This window comes from Flavobacterium branchiicola (assembly GCF_018383905.1).
Taxonomy (GTDB): Bacteria; Bacteroidota; Bacteroidia; order Flavobacteriales; family Flavobacteriaceae; genus Flavobacterium; species Flavobacterium branchiicola.
Genome location: NZ_JAGYWA010000005.1, coordinates 306,490 through 327,153 on the forward strand (window position 1 = coordinate 306,490; position 20,664 = coordinate 327,153).

The 20,664-nt window shown below is 31.0% G+C and carries 18 protein-coding genes; 5 read left to right on the forward strand and 13 right to left on the reverse strand.

Annotated elements, in window-relative coordinates; genetic code table 11:
• Nucleotides 1-250: 250 nt before the first annotated feature.
• Together wecB and KHA98_RS14525 are read left to right on the forward strand one after the other, a co-directional pair.
• Nucleotides 251-1,339 carry a non-hydrolyzing UDP-N-acetylglucosamine 2-epimerase gene (gene wecB / locus KHA98_RS14520; RefSeq protein WP_213258643.1) on the forward strand — a complete coding sequence of 363 codons (1,089 nt, stop codon included), beginning with the start codon at nt 251-253 and terminating at the stop codon, nt 1,337-1,339.
• Entirely contained in the window at nt 1,339-2,529 is a 1,191-nt protein-coding gene (locus KHA98_RS14525; protein WP_213258644.1) for a glycosyltransferase family 4 protein, read from the forward strand. The genes wecB and KHA98_RS14525 overlap by 1 nt, the downstream gene beginning before the upstream one ends.
• A 60-nt stretch (nt 2,530-2,589) precedes the next feature.
• On the opposite strand, the gene KHA98_RS14530 is transcribed toward KHA98_RS14525, so the two are convergent.
• Both KHA98_RS14530 and KHA98_RS14535 read right to left on the reverse strand, forming a co-directional pair.
• Complete coding sequence (locus KHA98_RS14530) at nt 2,590-3,957, reverse strand: undecaprenyl-phosphate glucose phosphotransferase (protein ID WP_213258645.1); 1,368 nt, start codon at nt 3,955-3,957, stop codon at nt 2,590-2,592.
• Nucleotides 3,958-3,984: 27 nt separating this feature from the next.
• Nucleotides 3,985-4,968 carry a UDP-glucuronic acid decarboxylase family protein gene (locus tag KHA98_RS14535; RefSeq protein ID WP_213258646.1) on the reverse strand — a complete coding sequence of 328 codons (984 nt, stop codon included), beginning with the start codon at nt 4,966-4,968 and terminating at the stop codon, nt 3,985-3,987.
• Between the two features lie 164 nt (nt 4,969-5,132).
• On the opposite strand from KHA98_RS14535, the gene KHA98_RS14540 reads away from it, so the two are divergent.
• Nucleotides 5,133-6,209: a glycosyltransferase gene (locus KHA98_RS14540; protein WP_213258647.1), complete on the forward strand. Its 1,077-nt coding sequence runs from the start codon at nt 5,133-5,135 to the stop codon at nt 6,207-6,209.
• On the opposite strand, the gene KHA98_RS14545 is transcribed toward KHA98_RS14540, so the two are convergent.
• The 8 genes from KHA98_RS14545 to KHA98_RS14580 form a co-directional block, all read right to left on the reverse strand.
• Nucleotides 6,178-7,416, reverse strand: a complete 1,239-nt coding sequence (locus KHA98_RS14545) for an O-antigen ligase family protein (RefSeq protein WP_246522349.1) — start codon at nt 7,414-7,416, stop codon at nt 6,178-6,180. The two genes, KHA98_RS14540 and KHA98_RS14545, sit on opposite strands and share 32 nt — an antisense overlap.
• A gap of 37 nt (nt 7,417-7,453) precedes the next feature.
• On the reverse strand, nt 7,454-8,518 hold the full coding sequence (locus tag KHA98_RS14550) for a hypothetical protein (RefSeq protein WP_213258649.1): 1,065 nt from the start codon (nt 8,516-8,518) through the stop codon (nt 7,454-7,456).
• Between the two features lie 15 nt (nt 8,519-8,533).
• Nucleotides 8,534-9,838 carry an oligosaccharide flippase family protein gene (locus tag KHA98_RS14555; RefSeq protein WP_246522350.1) on the reverse strand — a complete coding sequence of 435 codons (1,305 nt, stop codon included), beginning with the start codon at nt 9,836-9,838 and terminating at the stop codon, nt 8,534-8,536.
• A gap of 7 nt (nt 9,839-9,845) precedes the next feature.
• Nucleotides 9,846-10,832 (reverse strand): hypothetical protein, encoded by a 987-nt coding sequence (locus tag KHA98_RS14560; protein ID WP_213258650.1) that lies wholly within the window; start codon nt 10,830-10,832, stop codon nt 9,846-9,848.
• Nucleotides 10,833-10,840: 8 nt separating this feature from the next.
• The gene (locus KHA98_RS14565) at nt 10,841-12,520 is read right to left on the reverse strand and encodes a DUF6909 family protein (protein ID WP_213258651.1); all 1,680 of its coding nucleotides are present in this window, start codon (nt 12,518-12,520) and stop codon (nt 10,841-10,843) included.
• A 67-nt stretch (nt 12,521-12,587) separates the two neighbouring features.
• Entirely contained in the window at nt 12,588-13,193 is a 606-nt protein-coding gene (locus tag KHA98_RS14570) for a transposase (protein ID WP_213258652.1), read from the reverse strand.
• Nucleotides 13,194-13,261: 68 nt separating this feature from the next.
• A complete protein-coding gene (locus KHA98_RS14575) occupies nt 13,262-14,749 on the reverse strand; it encodes a GH3 auxin-responsive promoter family protein (RefSeq protein WP_213258653.1) in 1,488 nt (495 codons plus the stop codon).
• A gap of 11 nt (nt 14,750-14,760) precedes the next feature.
• Nucleotides 14,761-15,261 carry a peptidase gene (locus KHA98_RS14580; RefSeq protein ID WP_213258654.1) on the reverse strand — a complete coding sequence of 167 codons (501 nt, stop codon included), beginning with the start codon at nt 15,259-15,261 and terminating at the stop codon, nt 14,761-14,763.
• A gap of 209 nt (nt 15,262-15,470) precedes the next feature.
• Here KHA98_RS14580 and KHA98_RS14585 point away from each other — a divergent pair, with 209 nt between their 5' ends.
• Nucleotides 15,471-15,647: a Sec-independent protein translocase subunit TatA/TatB gene (locus KHA98_RS14585; protein ID WP_213258655.1), complete on the forward strand. Its 177-nt coding sequence runs from the start codon at nt 15,471-15,473 to the stop codon at nt 15,645-15,647.
• Between the two features lie 101 nt (nt 15,648-15,748).
• Here KHA98_RS14585 and KHA98_RS14590 read toward each other — a convergent pair whose 3' ends face one another.
• Nucleotides 15,749-17,872: a Tex family protein gene (locus KHA98_RS14590; protein WP_213258656.1), complete on the reverse strand. Its 2,124-nt coding sequence runs from the start codon at nt 17,870-17,872 to the stop codon at nt 15,749-15,751.
• Between the two features lie 60 nt (nt 17,873-17,932).
• Nucleotides 17,933-19,231 carry a Fic family protein gene (locus KHA98_RS14595; RefSeq protein ID WP_213258657.1) on the reverse strand — a complete coding sequence of 433 codons (1,299 nt, stop codon included), beginning with the start codon at nt 19,229-19,231 and terminating at the stop codon, nt 17,933-17,935.
• Nucleotides 19,232-19,374: 143 nt separating this feature from the next.
• On the opposite strand from KHA98_RS14595, the gene KHA98_RS14600 reads away from it, so the two are divergent.
• On the forward strand, nt 19,375-19,644 hold the full coding sequence (locus KHA98_RS14600) for a DUF1294 domain-containing protein (protein WP_213258658.1): 270 nt from the start codon (nt 19,375-19,377) through the stop codon (nt 19,642-19,644).
• A 149-nt stretch (nt 19,645-19,793) separates the two neighbouring features.
• Here the strand turns inward: KHA98_RS14600 and rpiB are convergent, their stop codons facing one another.
• Nucleotides 19,794-20,225, reverse strand: coding sequence for a ribose 5-phosphate isomerase B (gene rpiB, locus KHA98_RS14605; protein ID WP_213258659.1), 432 nt, complete (start codon nt 20,223-20,225; stop codon nt 19,794-19,796).
• Nucleotides 20,226-20,664: the final 439 nt, after the last annotated feature.

Genomic DNA, 20,664 nt, shown 5'->3' on the forward strand with positions numbered 1-20,664 from the left:
AAGGTCGCAAATTGCGGCCTTAAAAAACTTGAAGTCACAATTTGTGACCTCAAGTTTCTATAAATATTCAAAAGTTGGAGGTCGCAAATTGTGAACTCCAACTTTTAAGCCTTCATTGTATATCAAGTTCAAAAAAATAAAATTTAAAACATTAAGAAAATATTCTAAACTATCTAAAATCCAATTTAAACTTTACATTTGCCGAAAGAAATCTGAAAGAAGTTTTTCCTTAAATTATTGAAACCAATCTATGAAAATTACGATAATTGCAGGTGCAAGACCAAATTTTATAAAAATAGCACCCATTATTAATGCAATAAAAGACAAACAAAATGAAGGTTTTGATATCTCATTTCGTTTAGTTCATACAGGTCAACATTATGACAAGAATTTAAGCGATACTTTTTTTGAAGAATTAAATATCCCTAAACCAAATATTAATCTCGAGGTAAAAAGTGGTTCTCAAGCAGAACAGACTGCAGCCATTATGATTGCTTTTGAAAAAGAATTAATTGAAAATCCAACTGATTTGGTTTTGGTTGTAGGAGATGTAAATTCGACGATGGCATGTTCTATAGTAGCAAAAAAATGCCATACAAAAGTGGCACATGTTGAAGCAGGAATTCGATCCGGAGATTTATCAATGCCTGAAGAAATTAATAGAATGCTAACGGATAGTATAACTGATTACTTTTTTACAACCTCCCCGTCGGCTTCAGAAAATTTACTAAAATTGGGCTCAGATCCTGAAAATGTTCACTTTGTGGGCAATGTCATGATCGACACTTTATATCAAAATATCAATAGAATTTCTGCTCCAGATTTTTGGAACGAACATCAATTAAAGGAGAAAAATTATATCATTTTAACTTTACATCGTCCTGCTAATGTTGATGAAGTATCTTCGCTAATAAAATTACTTCAAGGAATTGATTTATTAGTCAATGATAAAAAGATAATCTTCCCTATCCATCCAAGAACTCAAGCAATTTTGAGTGAAAGTCAAATTGAATTCAAAAATATCTCTTTTGTTTCTCCCCAGGGTTATTTAAACTTCATGTTTTTAATTAAAAATAGTTTTGCGGTCATTACAGACAGCGGGGGAATTTCTGAAGAGACTACCGTTTTGGGGATTCCATGTTTTACAATGCGTGATAATACAGAAAGACCTGAAACAGAAACTATTGGATCTAACACCATTGTAGGAACTTTATTAGAAAATTTAGAAAAAGTATTTGGTCAGTTTTTACAAAATGGACCTAGAAAAAGTGGTATCCCTGAATTATGGGACGGAAAAGCATCGGAAAGAATTATTTCAATTTTACTGGATAAAAAATAATGAGAAATGACATTTTAATTATATCTAATTATTATCCACCCGAAAAAGGTGCGGCAGCCAACCGAATTGAACAACTTGCACTGAAATTAAATCAAAATGGATATGAGGTTTCGGTAATTTCTCCTTTGCCCAACTATCCAAAAGGGGAATTATTTCCAGAGTATAAAGGGCGATTTTCTGTTACTGAAAAGATTAAAAATATTACTTTAAAACGACTATGGATTTATCCCAGCAATAGTCCTAACATTTTTAAAAGAATTATTTCAATCTTATCATTCTCGACCACTTTATTTTTTTATTTGCTGTTTGCCAAAACCCCTAAAAAAGTTATTGTACAATCACCTCCATTATTACTCTCATTTATTTCTGTTTCTGTACTTTGGCTCAAAAGAAAAACTATCATTTTAAATGTTTCCGATCTATGGCCAACAGCTGCCATTGAACTTGAAGTATTAAAGAAAAATAGTATTTCACATAAATTTTTACTCTTTATTGAGCGTTTTATTTATAAAAAATCAACTCATATTTTTGGTCAGTCAAACGAAATAATTACTCATATACATTCTATATTTCCTCAAAAAAAGTGCTTTTTATATCGTAATTATCCCGATCATTTTATTGAAGATTCTTTACAAGAAAAAGAGAATTCTAATGAACCCGTAAAATTATTCTACGCAGGATTACTGGGGGTTGCACAAGGTGTTTTTGAACTTATTCAACAATTAAATTTAGAAAATCTCAATGTAGAACTGCATGTTTTTGGAGATGGTGCTGAAAAAAATCAGATTGAAAAATATCTCCAACAAAACCCAAACAAAAAAATAATTTTCTATGGAATGTTAGAACGAAACATTCTACATGAAAAATTAAAAAATTTAGACATTGCACTTGTTCCGCTTAAAACCCGAATTTACGGTTCTGTACCTTCAAAAATATTTGAATACAGTGCTTTAGGCTTCCCTGTTCTTTATTTTGGAGGTGGCGAAGGAGAAAATATTGTTGAAGAAAACAAGTTAGGATGGGTCGTTCCTGTTGAAGATTTCAAAGCTTTGAATACGACTTTGTTACAAATTTCTGAACTGGGAAAAAATGATATTCAAAAGATGAAAAATACTATTTTAACTCACGCAAAAAATCATTTTAATCTCAACACACAAATAAAAGAACTAATTGAAAATAATGCTTTTTAATTGACGTAGAACAAATATCATTAGTCTTTCAGTCATTAAATATTGTTCTTAAAACTGAAATTAATATGCTTTTTGATCTCCTTTAAAAATATTTATTACTGTTTGAAAAATTATTTTCAGATCCAGAATCAGTGACCAGTTTTCGATATAAAAAACGTCAAATTTTATTCGGTTTATCATATCTCTTTCCATCTTAATTTCGCCTCTGAAACCACTTACCTGTGCCAATCCTGTAATCCCTGGCTTAACACAGTGACGCATCATGTATTTTTTTACTTTATTTCCGTACTCCTTGTTTTGTACCCACAGATGTGGCCTTGGCCCCACAACAGACATATCTCCTAGTAAAACATTAATAAATTGCGGCAATTCGTCGATGCTGGTTTTTCTCATAAATCTCCCAACAATTGTAACTCTCGGATCATCTTTTGAGGCTTCTTTTTCTGTTGTTTTATTAATCTTCATTGAACGGAATTTATAACATACAAATTCATTTTCATCCATTCCAGGTCTTCCTTGTTTAAAAAGCACAGGGCCTTTAGACTCTAATTTTATTAAAATTGCTAAAATTGGATATAGCCATGACAGCAAAAAAACTAGTATAAAAAAGGAAAAAACAATGTCAAAAAAACGTTTAAAAAACTTTATAGCTGGCTCATTCAGTAACGTTTGTTTTAATGAAAGTACCGGAAAAAAATCATAATAATCTATTCTTAGATTTTTGGAAAAAATCTCTTTTGTGTCGGGAATAAATTTAATTGTTTTGTTATTCTCATCGGCAAAATCAATCAGATCTTTCAAATAATTGTTGGATACCTCATTTAAAGAACAGTAGATTTCATCTACCTCATTTTCAACTATAAATGGTTTTAAATCTGATAATTTCCCAGTAATATTTTGATTCGTTTTTTTATCCGAAAAATATCCCAGGAAACGATATCCGTAATCTTTTCTTGTTTCAAAAAGATCTTTTAAACGAATTGCTTCGGGAGTAAAACCAATGATAACAGCATTTCTATAATTACTGCCTGTTAGTATTCGGTATTCTTTTAAATAAAAAAAGAGCGAAAACTTAAAAATAGTAATAAACAGAAGGATCAAAGAAATAAAAACAGCAATAGTTGTTTCACTAAAAATTGCTTCTCTCGAAAACGGAAAAAATGCAACTACGGTTAATAAAAACAAAATTCCTTGTTTCAGAATTTTAGATGCAATTTCGATTGGTGTTGTAAATCGATAAATAGCATAAAATTTTATGCTGTAAGCGATTAAACCCCAACTAACAATTTGATAAAAAAGCAATAAAAGAATATCTGAAACCAGCTCACTAAACAGCAAAAAACTTATTACAACAATAATTATCAGATCAATTAAAATACTAATTGGCCTGATATATTTGGAGTATCTTCCTATTTGAGATCTGGTCATAATTGCTTTTAATGCTAAAAAATAACCTTATTTTATGTAACTTGAGAAATCTTTATGCTCCTCTTTAGAAAGTTCTTCTTTAGAAAGTGATCTAAAATAATCGTACGTAATTTTCATTCCTTCAGAACGGTTTACTTTTGCTTCCCAACCTAACAATTCTTTAGCCTTTGTTGTATCCGGCTGACGCTGTAATGGATCATTTATTGGTAAAGGATGATAAACTACTTTTTGATTCGTTCCTGTAAGTTTTATAATTTCTTCGGCAAAATCTTTAATTGTTATTTCATCAGGATTTCCAATATTTACCGGATAAACATAATCTGAATGTAATAATCTATAAATTCCTTCCACCTGATCATCAACATAACAGAAAGAACGCGTTTGCATTCCGTCTCCAAAAATCGTTAAATCTTCCCCACGCAATGCCTGACCAATAAAAGCTGGAATAACACGACCATCATTTAGTCGCATTCTTGGTCCGTAAGTATTAAAAATACGCACAATTCTGGTTTCTACACCATGAAAAGTATGATACGCCATGGTTATAGATTCCTGAAAACGTTTTGCTTCATCATAAACGCCTCTTGGCCCAATTGTATTTACGTTTCCGTAGTATTCTTCGGTTTGAGGATGTACTAATGGATCTCCATATACTTCAGAAGTCGATGCAATTAAAATTCTGGCTTTTTTCACGCGTGCCAAACCTAATAAATTATGAGTTCCAAGTGATCCAACTTTTAAAGTCTGAATTGGAATTTTTAAATAATCTATAGGACTTGCAGGAGATGCAAAATGCAAAATATAATCTAAATCACCTGGAACATGAACAAATTTGGTAATATCATGATGATAAAACTCAAAATGTTCCAGTTTGAATAAATGCTCAATATTTTTAAGATCTCCTGTTATCAAATTATCCATTCCAATAACATAATAGCCTTCTTTGATAAAACGATCGCACAAATGTGATCCTAAAAAACCCGCTGCTCCGGTAATAAGTATTCTTTTCATAATGATTTTTTGACCTTTTGTTTTTGATAATCTCTGCAAATATGCACAAATGTAATAAAATATACGGCCTTTGAAATGACTAAAACTTGAAGTAAAAGAGAGATTTGTTTTTTATTTAATATTAATTGGTTTATTTTACTTTTACTGAACTAAATTTATCTGTTTTGAAAGTTGTACATGTTGTTGAAGCACTAGAAGGTGGCGTTTATACTTATTTTAAAGATCTTTCATGGTTCTTTGGAAGTGAAGAAATACGTAAAACTGTCGACACGACAATCATTTACAGTGGTCATCGAAACGGGGTAAATCCCGCAAAAGTACAGAAAGAATTTTCTACCGGAGTTCAATTACTGCATATAAGTATGGTTCGCGAAATTTCGCTGTTTAAGGATTTAAAATCACTTTATAAATTAAACCGTGAACTCAAAAAAATCAATCCGGATATTATTCATCTGCATTCTTCAAAAGCAGGAGTTTTGGGGAGAATAGCTGCTTTTGCCTTATTAAAAAAAAAGAAAGTTTTTTATACCCCTCACGGTTATGCCTTTTTAAGAACCGATATTTCAAAAGCATCACAAAACCTTTATTTCACAATTGAGAAGAGTTTTCAGCAAGTTTTTGGCGGAACAACCATTGCTTGTGGTGATACAGAATTTGAAATTGGTAAAAAAATCGGGGCTTCAAAACTCATTAGAAATGGGGTTGACATAACAGAAATACGTCAGTATTTTTTACCTCATCAAAACTCAAAACTTACAATTGGTATTTTGGGCAGAATTACTGCTGCAAGAAATCCCGAACTATTTAATGAAATTGCGCTTCGTTTTCCCAATTTCAATTTTATATGGATTGGAGATGGGGAGTTAAAACATCTTATTACAGCTCCAAATATTCAAATCACTGGTTGGATTTTAGATAAAAATGTCGTTTTAAATGCTTTAAATGAAATTGACATTTATCTTCAGACTTCTCTTTGGGAAGGATTACCAATTGCCGTTCTTGAAGCTATGGTTTTGGAAAAACCAGTAATTGCGACGAATATTGTGGGGAATAAAGACATTGTAATCCTAAATGAAACCGGATTTCTTTTTGATGATATAAGCGAGTTAGAAAATTATTTTGAAACTCTAAAAGATCCAAATACCAGAGTAACTTTTGGAGAAAAAGCATTCAAAAGATGCCAGGAATTATTCGATATCAATCAAAATTTTAAACAACTTCAGGAGCTGTATTTGGAATAGATTTCTTTTGCATCCAATAACTGGCAAAAATTGAAAACCATAATCCGCTGAAAGCAATGCCATCAAAACGAAGGAGAAAATCGTCTGTTAAGTTTGAGGCAAAAAAGATGAAAAAGAATGAAAATATAATCGCATTTTTAAGATCATAACCCAAATATCCAATCGTGAAGATATAAAACAAAGCCACTATAGGACCCAGAATTCCAAATTTTAGTAAAAAATCAAGAAACTGATTGTGCGTAGGAAGTTTGTATTTGGCTAAAAAATACTGATTAGTTTCGGCAAAATATTTATTTAATTCCGGTTTACTATCTGCTGCTCCAACACCAAAAGGAAGATTTTTTACCGACAATTCCCAAGCCGATTTCCAAATAGAAACTCTTGTTACCAGTGAATTATAAACCTTTATTTCTGGATGATCAATTTCATCTAATTTGCCCACTTTATCCATATAAGCAAATGTAGTCGAAGTATACTTCTCTTTCATATACGGATTTTTCTGAACGAAGAAAAACAACGTTACGCCCAGCAAAATCAAGGCAATTGTACTCGTTAAAATCATTTTTCTAATATTGATTCTAGCGCTGATTTCAAAAAATATCACAATTAAAAAACCTGCCAATACATTTAACAATGCCATTCTGGTATTCACAAAAAGAACAAAAAAGAAAGACAAAACAAAAACGGTAAGCCTAACTACCTTTAAGCCCAATTTTTCATTGTTCCTAAAGCTGTAAAAAACAAAATAAAGTGCACAAACGGATACAAATGCCAAATGCATATTTAAGGCCGGGGCATGAATACCAAGCGTTTCTGAGAATTTATATCCCATTTCAAACAAATCAATTCCGCTTAAATATTTCTGCATCAATTCGGGATAAACAACATTAAACCTGATGAAAAAAAATAATATTATTGCTGCGGTTACGGCAGAATAAGTCTGCAATAATTTAAAAAAATAGATACGCTGATAATTTCCAATAATAAAAACCGGAAACAATAACAAAGAAATATTCTTTTCAAGCGATTTAAATCCTTTGGAAAAAGAATCATTAGCCCAAAAAAGTAAAATTTCAAGTAAAAGTGGAGACGCAATACAAACCACTAAAATAAATGCTGTCTTGTCAAATTTTAATTTCCGAACAAAAATCAAATTAAAAACGCCAAATAAAATGATAAGCAATGTACATGGTTTTCTGAAAATCATGGTAACCGCTATCAGGCACAAGAAAATATGAAAAATTCTATTGAAGTTCTTTTCGGAAAGATTCATAATATAAAGCAAAATAAATTAAAGGAAAAACACCTATTTTGTGTCTTACAGCGGTTCCTAAATCCGGCTCAAAAACTCCTTGTACGATAAAAAAAGCAAAAATAATAAGCAGCACCAAAAGCTCTTTGGAGTATCTTTTTCTATTTGTCAGACATTTAGCAAAACGTACCAGTAAAATATAAAATAACAGCAGCTGCCAGATTATAAAAATAATAATTTGGGGAGATAGAATATGTTTTAAACCGTTTATTGGAATATTTACAGTAAAAAAGCCATAAAAGATACCTATCGTTTCTCCATACCATGTATTAGTTTCTATTGGTGAAATTATTATAGAATTGGCATCTGAAGAGCCAACCCGATCGCTGTTTACTACTTCCCTGCTAATCTCAGAAAGGTATTTCCCTTTTAAAACTCCATGGCTAAAGGATAAAAAAACAGCAATCAATAAACCATAAAATATGGTGGTTATGGTTTTGTTTTTAAAAGTCATTAAACTTAACAAATACATACCAACGCCAATAACAGGAATTAAAAGATAATAGGGTCTAAAAAACACTCCAAAAATTAATAATAAAAGTATAGAGTACCAGATCGTTTTCTTTAAAGAAATCTCTTGATTTATACACATAAAAACAATTGGTGAGACATATAAAAAAGTGATAAATTCCTTTGAAGGCATTGACATAAAAATGGCAATCATTAAGATTCCCATATAAACCAATACATTCTTAACGTTTATTTTTTCAAACTGATCCGGAATGCCGATTTTATATAAAATATACATTAAAACAGGAAACTGAATCAAGGCAATAATAGGAAATGGTAAATAACGCAGTCCTGAAATTTTGTATAGTAAAATTGAAAGTGGATAGCTACCAAAATAACCAATTTCATTTCCCTTATCGTAAGCTATAATAGCCGCATCATAAAAAAACTTAGGCGGTAAAATAAAAAAAGTAAGCACTGCAACAAGCAAATTTGCCGCTGCAATCAGTAAAAATGCTGCTTTACTTTTTTTTATTTTGGTGTTCATATTAAAACTCGCTTTTTAATGTAAAAAAATAAAGATTTTATCTTTTCTATATATAACAATAGCTGAAATGCAATTCCAAAAAAAAGCACTCAAAACGTACGCAATTGCACCGCCGGTCATTCCGTAAATTGGAATTAAAAATCGGTTTAAAAGAAAATTAATTACAACCGCAGCAACTAATATAATTTGAAAAATATGTTGTCTTCCGGTCATATTTAAATAAACGGGAGCAGAACCAAATAACGAACAAATTCCTTGTCCGATAATTAAAATTAAAAAGGCCTGCTGCGCCACAATATACTGATGTCCGAAAAAAGACAAAACCTGTTCTGAAAAAATACTGATTAAGAAAATTACCGGAAAGGTAATGTAGAAAATTAACCGGGAGCTGTTTCTCATAACTTTCTTTAATTCTGCCATATTTTGGCTCGAAAATAACTCCGCAATTTTTGCCGAAACAGTAATATTTACTGTCAAAATAATAACTGAAACAATGGTCATAATTTTTACTCCAACAGAATAAAATGCAACTGCTTCGTCGTTTCGGTATTTTTTTAAAAACATAATGTCAAAACACATTAATAAAAACATTGCCATTCCGCTTATTGCAATTGGATATGATTTTATAAAAATTTCCTTTTTAGAAAAAATTTCCGGTGTGCCTGCTTCCACTATTTTATTAAAATAAATGAAAACAAAAATTGAACTTAAAATTGCTAAAACAACAAATCCCAATAAAAAAACATCTACTAAATAAGTTTCTTTATGCCAATAAAATAAGACTATAGAACCTACAATAAGCGGAATATATTTTAAGATATTTCTAAATAACTCTGCGATATATAATTTATCTAAAGCTCTAAAAACTTCAGTATTAAAGAGTGATAATCCGTAGAAAAATAATGTTGCTGCACCTTTTAAAAGCAGGGTATAAACCTCATCATCTAAAAAATAGTTATTTATTGTTTTTTTATCAATACACAAAATGATAAGGAAAGCCAATATCGAAGCTATCAAAAGCATCATTACCATTTTACCATAAATTTTTTTGAGCTGTTCAAGTGCATTTTGGCTCGCCAAAAAACCTTTAAAATATAAAATAGACTGATCAAAACCAAGCATACAAATACATCCTGCAGCCAGTAAAAATGATCGTATAAAATCATATTGTCCAACCAATTTTGGAGTATAGTTTTTAGTTAAAAAAACGGTGAAACCAAACAATAAAAGAACGCCAAATATTCGCAGCAGCAAAGTGCTTAAACTTTGCTTTATAAATGGATTTTTTGAAACTCTTTCAAAGATTTTGTTCGTTTTCAAATGAATGTTATTTAACCTGCGATTTCAAAAGCTGTTTACGATAAAACTTTTTGAATAAATGAACTAAAACAAAAATTAAAAGAAAGAAAACCGGAAATAAAATTTTAAAATTCCCGTTTGTAATTTTCGTGTTATTAATGTTTAAAGTTGTATTAATTTCTTTAATCGCTTTATCATAATTCACCAGTTTTAATCTGTTTTTTCCCTGATCTGTTATTAAATACTGTTTTGTTTTAATAATGTCATTCAGCTGTGTATTTTCATTATAATAAACTAGCTTGTCATTTCTAGATCCGTTTTTTACCGTGTTCGAAAAGCCGTTTAAAACCTGGTCAATTTGATATATAATAGTATCATTTTGTACAATTTGCTGCTCCAGATTTTTGTAACCAATTTTTTGAAGCGCTTTAAAATATTCAGAGCTATTCAAATATTTCATCAAGGGTTCAACAATTTCTTTATCGTCTGTAATTTTGTTTGATACAAACGAAATAGTGTGAAAAGTATAGTTTTTACTCGTTACATTATCTTCCAAAACTTTGTTGACTTCACCAACTTCAGCCATTAATTTTATAAGCTCAAAATTTTGCTCTTTGTCTTCAATAAATTTGTAGACATCGGCAATTGGTTTTATTTCAATTTTTTTGATTGTTTTTGGGTGCTTTATTCCAACAACAGTCTTTAAGAAAACAGTATCACCTGAAATAATTTTAGAATCTATTAAATTAATTTTAGAATAAAGATAATCGACACTTCCAAAATTTGGAGTTACAATTACTTCATTTTGAAATGTTTTTTTACTAGAATCCAAATACCATCCTAATCCAGATCCAAGGATTATTAAAATTAAAACAATAATCCAGTTTCTAACAAAAAACTGGATTGAATTAAAAATAATTGAATTTATCCTGTCAAAAAAATTGCCGATACTTTTCGAAAGCTGGAAAATATCAATTTCCTGATCAGAATTATTCTGGGGTACTTTTGTACTCATTTATGAATTTATTTTACGTTGAAAATTTGTTCCAAAATTTTAATAGTAATCAAATAAGTTGGTTTAACACCAGTTGTTCCAAGTCCGCCGGAAGCCAGTGTACTTCCTGTTTCCAATGGATTATCTGATGCATAATACGCGTAACGAACTTTAATATCGTGCGGAACGCTTTTTCTAATTTTTGAAGCAGACTGAATCGCTTTTTGGTAATAAGAACCCTCCATTTCCAGACCAATTACACCCCAGGTTGATTCGTGAAAAAATTTCAGCAAATCTCTGTTTTGTAAAGACGTTCCTAGAACGGTAACCATTGCACCTTCAAAAACAGCAATGTCATTTCCTTCAAACATTGCCCCTGTTAATTCATTTTCGAAGAAGTAATTATCTGCCGTTCCTTCGTTGATATGTGCCGTTGGGATCATGATATCTCCCTTTCCACCTTCCAGAATTCCGGCTTTACCCATAATCGAAACTGATTTTACATTCAGTAACGTTTCTTTTTTAAATGGTTTTAAAAGTTCGTCGATTGTCTCATAAGCCTGCTCGCCAAAAGCATAATCCATTACAATAATGACCGGTTTTTCTTCGCCTACATTTGCGTTTGAAAATGCCGTTTTAGACCAGTCAATTTTAGCAGTATCAAAAATCTGAACGTCAATATTGGTTCCTGAACAATCCGGAAGCGAAATCATTCCGTTTTTCAGAGCTAAATCTTCAACCTGACTTCTGATTTCTTTTGATCCAGAACTACTTAATTCTTCATAAATAAAGAAATCTGTTTTGTTTTTATATTTTGATGTTAATAATGGCGTTGCAAAAAGCGAGTTCATTACACTGTGCATGTTGGCACTAATAACGTGAATTGGACGCTTTAAAAGATTATTCGCTTTTAAAACTTCCTTGATATTAGTTGCCCAGATTTCTCCGTGAATATGATGTCCCAGACGTTCACGCAAAACCGGACTAAATGTAATTGTACGTTTATTGTTTTCAACAATTTCTTCAATTGCCAATTTTCCTAACCAATAAATAACGTGCAGGAAACGATCTGGCGCATTTTCTGAACCAAAAGCGTCGTAAATATCCAAAACCTCTTCGAACGTTCTTCCTAAAATATTAGCTACATGCGAAATTGCTTTTTCTTTTTCGATTAAAGTCAATTTTTTAGTTTGCATTACAGCTTGCTCCAATTTCAGCCAGTCTCGAGAAACTTCACCTCCATCATCAACTAAAACTCTATTTTTAATTTTATGGGATTCTATGAAAATAAAAGTCAAATGCGTCAGAATATCATAAATGTCCGAACGTCCGCGTGTGATTTCTACATTCATTTGTTCCTCATCTATTCGGTAACAATTTCTTCTTCTTTTTGGAGGAACTATAGCTTGAAAATGCGATTTAGAATACCCTTCATCTGAAGTTAAATTGATAAATCTACATTGTTCAATTCCTATCGGAAGACGTTCTATTACGTATAAAAGTCCGTTTAGTTCTACTTTTTCTTCTGCAATATTCCCGTAAATTTCCGGACGTAATGCCAATAATGATTCTCTTAAACTGTCACCAGAAACTCCCATTGGTTTATAAAAACCACGGTTAAATAAATGGCGCATTGTTATGTACATTTTTTCGATAGCTGCAGATGATTCCTGCGCTCTTGATCTTGATATATGTTTGGTTTCTTTCATTCTGTTTTATTTTGTAAACTCAAATGTAAGCAAATACAAGGCATCCCATGTATCTACTACATTATTTTTATTTTGATTTATCTTCTCTTTTAAATTTATCCTTTGTCCAATTTTCTGGATTTGAAACAATGTAATCAGAAATTCTTTGATATTGATTATTGTCTCTAATGATATTATCGTAAAATAATTTTTGCCATTGATGCGGATATCCTAATCTATTGGCATGTTTAGTTACAGCAGATTTGTAGGATCCAACAATAGACGAAATGGTATTTTTTCCAATATTTTGAAAACGTTGCGAACCTGGGTTCGATGATAGAGACAGGACATGCCCTGTCTCTACACCATCAACGTCATTCATATTATTTACGTTTTCCAAATCAATATTATTCAATTGTTTATCAATAATCAAAATTCCGTGAATATGATTCGGCATAACCACAAAATCACCCAATTCAACATTATCATGGTGCATGGGAATTTGATGCCACAATAAATCGGCAATAATACCAACCTGTGATAAAACCATTTTATTATTTCGAATTTCTCCAAAATAATGTACTCTGTCTTGTGTACAAATTGTTATAAAATACGCTCCATTCCAACCATAATCCCACCATTGTGCTCTTATTGAAGAAATACGGTATTTATTTTGAAATTTTCCTTGACTCATTAATTTTCATTTACTTATCCGTCTAAATTCATTGGATAAATAACTGTTTAATCTTGGAAATATTATCTTTATTTTGTAAGATTATCCGCAATATCCCTATTATTCGACAATCTAGGAATTTTATTTTGTCCGCCTAATTTTCCTTGAGATTTCATGTATTCTTGAAAACCGTTTTTTGAAACTTTGGTTACAACTACTTTCTGTAACACATTTCCGGTAATTAAATCATCGTAATATATGTTTTGCTTTCGCATTGAATCGTCTATGGCTTCGGCGAAAGCCTGAAGATTTTCGGGCTCTTTTTCAAATTCTATCAGCCATTCATGATAGGGTAATCCGCTGGCTGGTGTGATTTGCGGCGCGACGGTAAATTCGTTTATTACTATATTGGTTTCGGAAGTTGCTTCTTTCATCGCGTTTTCGACTTCGTTGGCAATAACATGTTCTCCAAAAGCGGAAATATAATGTTTGATACGTCCTGAAACAATAACTCTGTGCGGAAATAAAGTAGTAAACTTAACCGTATCACCAATATTATAACGCCAAAGTCCGGCATTTGTAGAAACAATCAAGGCGTAATTAACTCCGATTTCTACTTCACCAATTGTATAACTTTTTGGATTTTCTTCAAAGAATTCATCGGCTTTAATGAATTCGTAGAAAATACCAGAATTCAGCAATAAAAGCATTCCTTTTTCTTTCTGTGAATCCTGATAAGCAAAAAATCCTTCAGAAGCTGGAAATAATTCGATACTATCTACCTTTTTGCCAATCATTTGTTCAAATTTGGCGCGATACGGTTCATAATTCACTCCACCATAAATAAACAGATTAAAGTTTTTGAATATTTCGCCAATCTTCTTCCCTCCGCTTTTTTCCTGTAAACGTTCAAAATACATCTGAACCCAGGAAGGAATTCCAGAAATCACCGACATATCTTCTGTGATCGTTTCGGCTACGATGGCATTTACTTTAGTATCCCAGTCTTCAATACAATTAGTTTCCCAGGATGGCATTCTGTTTTTCTGCAAATATTTGGGAACAAAATGTGCTACAATTCCAGAAAGTCTCCCAAAATTAATTCCGTGTTTTTCAGTCAAAATAGGACTTCCTTGCAAGAAAATCATTTTGCCATCGACAAAATCAGCCTTTCCCGTTTCATGAACATAATGTAAGATTGCATTTCTTGCAGCCTCAATATGATAAGGCATTGACTCTTTGGTAAGCGGAATATATTTTGCCCCCGAAGTTGTTCCGGATGTTTTGGCAAAATAAAGTGGTTTGCCTTTCCAGAGAATATTTTCTTCACCAATTTTAACCTTATCAACATACGGTTTTAAATCTTCATAATCGCGTACTGGAACATTATTTTGAAAATCGGCAATCGTTTTAATGGTACCAAAATGATGATCTTTTCCAAATTCTGTTTTGTTAGCATTTTTGATCAGGCTTTTAAAAACTTCCTGTTGGGTTTCAACCGGTTTACTCGACCAACCAAGTGTCTGAATGTATATTTTACGGGCAAACAATTTTGCCGCTATAGCTTTAATTGACATTTTTTGCGATATTATTTTTTGTCACTTTTCTTTTTCTTTGCCGTGCTTTCGCCCTGCTCCTTCTCTATTTTGGCAACTTCTTCTCTTAATTTCATTTCTTCTTCTGAGGCTTTCATATTAACTTCTGATGGCTCATCGACATCGGCTAAAATGGAATCTTTATTGAATTTTGCGTATTCTAGTTCCCCTTTCAAAACTTTCTGAACTCCTTTTATATAGGCTTCATTTTTCTTTAAAGCATTCTCGAGCGAATCTGATTTTATAGCCAGTTCTGTTGCGTTTCTTTTTAATTCTGATGACGAATAACCCGGAATAAATTCCCGTAGTGGTGTAAAAGCAATAATAAAAGTAGTAACTAAAATTAAAAATATTCCGCCTAAAGTAAATATTACAAAGACATTCATTAAAGTAAGTCTAAATGAAAAAATTTCCTCAAAAGTGTTTTCATTCAAAATTACCAATCTGTTTTTGATGAATAATTTCTTTCTAAAATCGAATTTTTTCTTCGCCATTTTGGTTGTTTGTACGAGCAAATATAGTGATTAATCGTATTGCTATTATTGGAGAAAAAACGACAAATAAGGTAATTTTATTATTTTATAAAATATTTAACGCTGTAATAAACAAATATTTTAATCCAAAAGCTCTAGTTGTTCGTATATTCTATATACCTTTGCGGTGAAAATGAAAATCAATTTGCTTCGGCATTAAATATACAATCATGGGAAGATTAGGTCTTACAGAAATCCTTGTAATAGTAGGTATTGTGATATTACTTTTTGGAGGTAAAAAAATTCCAGAATTAATGAAAGGTTTAGGAAGCGGAATTAAAGAATTCAAAAACGCTGCTAAAGACGATCAACCTGCGGCTAAAAAAGAAGAGGAAGAAACAAAATAATAGCCTTCAAAACTTATTAAAAAATCCCAAACTGCAAATTGTAGTTTGGGATTTTTTTATTTCTTTCTTTTTAAAATTTGGTATTTCAAAAATTGATTTTTCTAAAGTACCATTGTCAATTGAATTCTCTTTCTATCTTCATCAACCTCCGTAACCTTAACATCAACATGTTGGTGCAATTTCACTACTTCATTTACGTCACTTACAAAACCAGCTTTTAACTGTGAAATGTGAACCAATCCACTTTCTTTGATTCCGATGTCAACAAAACAACCAAAATTGGTAATGTTATTCACAATTCCCGGTAAAATCATTCCGGTTTTCAAATCTTTGATGGATTTTACATTCGCATCAAATTCAAAAACCTTAGCCGATTTTCTTGGGTCCAATCCAGGTTTTTCAAGCTCTTTAATGATATCCTTTAGCGTAAGTAAACCAATTTCAGGTGTAATATAGTTTTCGGCCTTAATAAGGGCTGTTTTCTCTTTATTTGCAATTAAGTCGTTTACTGAAAGTTTCAAATCTTTCGCCATCTTTTCTACAACCGGATAAGCCTCCGGATGTACTGCCGAATTATCCAACGGATTTTTAGCATTTGAAATTCTAATAAACGCCGCTCCTTGCTGATACGCTTTATCTCCTAAACGTGGCACTTTTTTCAGTTGTTTTCGGTCTTCAAAAGGACCATTTTCTGAACGGTATTGTACAATGTTTTCTGCCAGCTTCTCCCCGATTCCACTCACATAACTTAGTAAATGTTTACTTGCGGTATTGATATTGATTCCAACCGAGTTTACACAACGAATTACCGTATTATCCAATTCCTCTTTTAGTTTAGTCTGATCCACATCATGTTGATATTGTCCAACTCCAATTGCTTTTGGATCAATTTTTACCAATTCTGCCAACGGATCTGAAAGTCGTCTTCCGATAGAAACCGAACCACGAACCGTTACATCATAATTAGGAAATTCTTCTCTGGCAATTTTTGAAGCAGAATATACTGAAGCTCCAGCTTCAGAAACTATAAAAACTTGTATTGGTTTATCGAATGCGATTTTTTTGATGAAAAATTCAGTTTCGCGAGAAGCTGTCCCGTTTCCGATAGAAATCGCATCAATTTGATAAGCATTTACCATCGAACGGATTTTTTTTATCGCCATAGTTTCCTCGTTTTGAGGTGCGTGCGGATAAATAGTTTCGTTGTATAATAAATCGCCTTTTTCGTCCAGACAAACTACTTTACAACCACTTCTAAATCCTGGATCTATTGCAAGAATTCGTTTTTCACCCAACGGCGGAGCTAATAACAACTGCCCTAAATTATTGGCAAAAACCTGAATAGAATTGGCATCAGCTTTTGCTTTTGCTTCCTGTAAGGTTTCATTTCCAATTGCTGGATTCAATAAACGTTTGTAACTGTCTTCAATCGCTAGCTGTAAATGTGCTGTTGAATTATTTTGTTTTTTAATGATAATTTCGTCGATAACATCGTAAGCATCATCAATATCAACATCGATTTTCAGTTTAACAAAACCTTCATTTTCAGCACGAAGCATTGCTAATAATCGGTGCGAAGGCGCTTTTGTTAAATTTTCATCCCAATCAAAATACTGACTGAATTTTTGTGCTCCTTCTTCTTCCGCTTTCTTTTTTACAACTTTAGTTCCAATAGTTGCTTTTCGCTGATACAATCTACGAAGTTGTTTACGAACATAAATATTCTCATTGATCCATTCGGCAACAATATCTCTAGCTCCTTGAATAGCAGCTTCTTCATTAACTACATTTTCATTAATATACTGCGTCGAAATAAAATCAATATCCGAATCACTTTCAGCTATAATCAATTTTGCTAAAGGTTCTAATCCAAATTCGCGAGCTACATCAGCTCTTGTTTTTTTCTTCTTTTTATATGGAAGGTAAAAATCTTCAATTTCTTGTAAATCAAAACTATCTTCAATTTTTTTCTTCAATTCTGGCGTAAGTGCCTTTTGCTCTTCGATTGATTTTAAAACTGCTTCTTTACGTTTTATAAGTGTATCATATTCTTTTTGAAGCTTTGCAATCTGCTCGATTACAACTTCATCAAGATTTCCGGTTGTATCTTTTCGGTAACGCGAAATAAACGGAATCGTACAATCTTCTTCTAGTAATTTTACTGTATTCTGAATGTTGATTGCAGCTGTTTGAACAGTCTTTGAAATGAATTGAATGTTAGTCATTTTATTTTACTATTTAAAAAGATGTAAAAAATGCGAGATTTTACGAGAATCTCGTATTATTTACAATTTATAAGATTTTAGAATTTTATTAAACTGTTTAGATTTAATAAAATTGTGTTTTATTTTATTAACTTGTATTTTCTCTAAAAAACCTAAATTTTCAAGATTATTCAAATCTGTTCTAGCCGTAAAATTTGAAATTCCAAATCTATTTTCGATTTCTTTACTACTTAAAACTCTATCTGAATCTTCATTTAAGATTTTTAAAATTTGAGCTTGACGTTCATTAACATTTGGTATTTTAATAAATTTTGCAGCTTGAATTACTTCATTTTGTTTTCTACCTATATATTCCTTTAATGCAGTAAATGCTTTCTCCATTGTCTTTATATGATAGGTTATAAAATAAGTCAGATCATTTTGATCAATTTCTGAATATAAAAAAGCTTTTTCATATTGTACTTTTGTATCTTTTATAATCGTTGAAATTGTTAGATATTCCGTAAGCCAGTAACCATTCTTAAGCATATACCAATAAAATAATGCACGTGCTGTTCGTCCATTACCATCAGAAAAAGGATGTATCCAACCTATCATAAAATGAATTATAATTCCCTTAATAATTGGGTGAATAAAAGTTTTTTGTTCTTCATTAAAAAATAAACATAAATCACTAATCAGCTTTTGTAATTCTTCATTTTTTGGTGGTGTATGTACTACTTCGCTATTTGAATAATTTACTACATAAATATCATTATTCTCTCTATACTTACCTTCATCTTCAACATCTTCTAATGTATTATTAGATATAAGTTTATGAATGTATAAAAGATTCTCTGGTGTCAAATTATCATTTTTGTGTTGAACAATATATCTCATTGTGAGATAATTATTCATTATCATCTGTTCTGACTTATTTTTTGGTTTTCGTTCTTTTTGAATCATTTCTTTTGCAGCCTTTCTGGTAGTATTTGCACCTTCCATTTGACTACTAGAAATAGCTTCTTCCATTATTGAACTTATCAGAAATTTATTTTTATCAGTATCTGTTATACCAATATTACTTCCCAAATTTCCTCCAATATGTAAATCAAAGTGATGTAAAAGTCTAAGAATATAATCTGTTACATTAAAATTAAAAAAATACGTTCCAAATAAGATGTTTTGTTTGTTTAACGAACGTGATAATTTAACAACATTCCAATATTGTTCAGGCTCAATAGATTTTGCTTTATATTTAATTTTATCCCAATATAAATATTCATCATTGATTTCCTTTAATTCACCTGACAATGTAAGCTCAGTAAGCAAGTTTATAGTATTATTGTCATATTTCGATATAGGAGGACTTTCTAACATATAACTTTTTTATGCTAAATTAGTAAATAATGCGAGATTCTCGTAAAATCTCGCATTATTTACTAATTTAAATTTTTTTCGTCAAATTTTATTAATATTGATGACACTAAAATAATATATTTGTGAGATTTTTTTTAATAATTATGAGAATTTTATTACTTTATTTTTTAATTGTAAATTTCTTCGTTTTTATTCTTGCCGGATATGATAAATATCAAGCAAGAAAAAGTAAAAGAAGAATTCCCGAAAATACCCTGTTTTCTCTTGCCTTAATAGGAAGTACTCCAGGTTTATTAACAGCGATGTTATTATTTAAACATAAAACGAGTAAAACTTCTTTTATTGTGAAATTTGTAGTTATTCTAGTAATTCAGATTACACTTATAATTGCTTTTCTAAAGTATAAAAACTAGATATTAACATTGTTAATAACTCAAAAATAGCAGATTGTATAATAATAAAAAACATTGATATATAATAATTTAAATAAAAAACCGAACAAATTAAAAAATCTGCCCGGTGTGTTTATTAATAAGTGCGAAGCACTGAATTTTTTTGCTATTTATGCACAAGCAATTTTATTCACTCTGTTTTGGTGTCTTCCACCTTCAAAAGCGGTATCTAAGAAAGTTTCAACGATTTCAACAGCTTGATGAATTGATGTAAATCTCGCCGGAATACTCACAATATTTGCATCATTGTGTAAACGTGTTAAATACGCGATTTCTTTAGTCCAGCATAAACCAGCTCTAACTTTTGGGTGTTTATTAACAGTCATTGCAATACCGTTACCGCTTCCGCAGATTACGATTCCAAAATCAGCTTTTCCTTCCGATACATCATTCGCAACCGGATGTCCAAAATCAGGATAATCTACAGAAGCATCTGTATCTGTACCATAATTAGTTACTTCATATCCTCTTGCTTGCAACATTTCAACAATTGCTTTTTTATATTCTGGACCAGCGTGATCGTTTCCTATTGAAATTTTCATTTTTAATACTATTTAGTTGTGTTCTGCAAATTTACTTAATAAATAGATGTTTGCCACGAATTGCACTAATTTTCACAAATTTTTTTCTTTTTGAACGCTATATCAACAACTCAATTATAATTAGAATACATTCGTAAAATTTGTGGTATAAAATTATCATTCTATAACTATCTTTATTTCAAATATTTAACAGTTATCAACAATATTAATAACTCTATAACTCTCTCACAATCAATAAATAATAAACAGAATATTTGTTAAAATTTTGCAGTGTTAATAGCAGTTCGTAATTCGTTGATATTCAATTAACTTTAAGTTAACAGAAAATGTTAATAAGTTCGAAAAGAAAATAAGAAGTTTTTTTTGGTTGTTTCAAAAAATTACCTAATCCAAAACTGTAATTTAATATGCAAGAAAAGTTTCGTGAATTTTTGGAAAA